Genomic DNA, 2,102 nt, shown 5'->3' with positions numbered 1-2,102 from the left:
GGCCGGTCGCGACTCTGACTCTCGACGTCGACGAGGACGGCGGGATTCGCCCCGGCTACAAGCTCAAGCTCAATTCCTACGACCTGGGCGTGGACATCGAGTTGTACGACGCGCTCAACCGCATCCGCTTCGAGCACCCCGGCGTGCGCACGGTGGTGGTGACCAGCGCCAAGGACAAAGTGTTCTGTTCGGGCGCCAATATCTTCATGCTCGGCGTTTCCAGCCACGCCTGGAAAGTGAACTTCTGCAAGTTCACCAACGAAACCCGCAACGGCATTGAAGACTCCAGCCAGCATTCGGGCCTGAAATTCGTGGCGGCGTTGAACGGTGCCTGCGCCGGTGGTGGCTACGAGCTCGCACTGGCCTGCGACGAAATCGTGCTGGTCGACGACCGCGCCTCGTCGGTTTCCCTGCCCGAAGTGCCGCTGCTGGGCGTGTTGCCCGGCACCGGTGGCCTGACCCGCGTGACCGACAAGCGCCACGTGCGCCACGATCTGGCCGATATTTTCTGTACCAGCGTCGAAGGCGTGCGCGGCGAGCGCGCGGTGGAGTGGCGTCTGGTCGATGCGGCGGTGAAGCCGCAGCAGTTCCAGCAAGCCGTGCTGGAGCGCGCCCAGCGCCTGGCCGCACAAAGCGACCGCCCCGCAGACGGCAAGGGCGTGACCCTGGCGCCGCTGGTGCGTGAACTGAGCGACAAGCAGGTGGCCTACGCCCACGTGGTGGTGGACATCGACCGCGAGCGGCGCAACGCCACCCTGACGGTGAAAGCGCCAGCGACCGCTCAGCCCACCGACATCGCCGGTATCGAAGCCGCCGCAGCGGCTGGCAACTGGTGGCCGCTGCAGATGGCGCGCGAACTCGACGACGCCATCCTGCACATGCGCACCAACGAACTGGAGCTGGGCACCTGGCTTCTCAAGACCGTGGGCGACACACAGGCCGTGTTGGCCAGCGACGCCACCCTGCTGGCGCACAAGGACCACTGGCTGGTGCGCGAAACCATTGGCTTGCTGCGCCGCACGCTGGCGCGGCTCGACGTGTCTTCGCGCAGCCTGTTTGCGCTGGTGGAGCCGGGTTCGTGTTTTGTCGGTACGCTGGCCGAGCTGGCTTTCTGCGCCGACCGCACCTACATGCTGGACCTGAGCGCCGAAGAGGCCGAGTCGGCCCAGCTGCAGCTCAACGCATTCAATTTCGGCTTCTACCCCATGGTCAACGGCCAGTCGCGCCTGGCGCGCCGCTTCTACGAAGAAGTGCCGGCCATGGAAGCGCTGCGCGCCGCAACGGGCAAGCCGCTGGGCCCACAGCAGGCACTGGCCCTGGGCCTGGTGACCGCCACGCCCGACGACATCGACTGGGCCGAAGAAATCCGCATCGCGCTGGAAGAGCGCGCCGCCATGTCGCCCGATACCCTGACCGGCCTGGAAGCCAACCTGCGTTTCTCACAGCAAGAGAACATGTTGACCCGCATTTTTGGCCGCCTCACCGCGTGGCAAAACTGGATTTTCCAGCGGCCGAATGCCGTGGGCCAAAAAGGCGCGCTGCAGGTTTATGGCAAGGGTGAAAAGGCGCAGTTCGACATGAACCGCGTCTGAGCTTCCACCTGTTGTGTCGCCGGTATCCCGGTGGAGCTTGCGACAACCCCAACCGATTCCACCGTTGATTTGATTTGAGTCCTGGAGCACACCATGTCCACCGTCAACTACAGCGAAAAAATTCCCAACAACGTCAACCTGTCCGACGACCGCACCTTGCAGCGCGCGCTGGAACAGTGGCAGCCCAACTTCCTCAGCTGGTGGGGCGATATGGGGCCGGATGGTTCGAGCAATTTCGACGTCTACCTGCGCACCGCCGTGAGCGTGGATCCACAAGGCTGGGCGCAGTTCGGCCAGGTCAAGATGCCCGACTACCGCTGGGGCATTTTCCTCAACCCCGGTGACGCAAACCGCGACATCCACTTTGGCGACCACAAAGGTGAAAAGGCCTGGGACAGCGTGCCCGGCGAACACCGCGCCAACCTGCGCCGCATCATCGTCACGCAGGGCGATACCGAGCCCGCTTCGGTCGAGCAGAAGCGCCACCTGGGCCTGACCTGCCCGAGCCAG

At 64.7% G+C, this 2,102-nt stretch carries 1 protein-coding gene and 1 pseudogene; both read left to right on the top strand.

Annotated elements, in window-relative coordinates:
- On the top strand, window positions 1-1,592 hold a 1,592-nt coding region (boxC, locus tag ABYB95_RS22360), incomplete at its 5' end, for a 2,3-epoxybenzoyl-CoA dihydrolase (RefSeq protein ID WP_372662181.1).
- Window positions 1,593-1,685: 93 nt separating this feature from the next.
- Window positions 1,686-2,102 (top strand): annotated as a pseudogene (locus tag ABYB95_RS22355) (benzoyl-CoA 2,3-epoxidase subunit BoxB); the annotation flags it as partial.

The sequence above is a fragment of the Hydrogenophaga sp. genome (genome assembly GCF_041633695.1).
Lineage (GTDB): Bacteria > Pseudomonadota > Gammaproteobacteria > Burkholderiales > Burkholderiaceae_C > Hydrogenophaga.
Note: the sequence above shows the minus strand (reverse complement) of the source record. Positions and strands in the feature narration are given on the sequence as shown.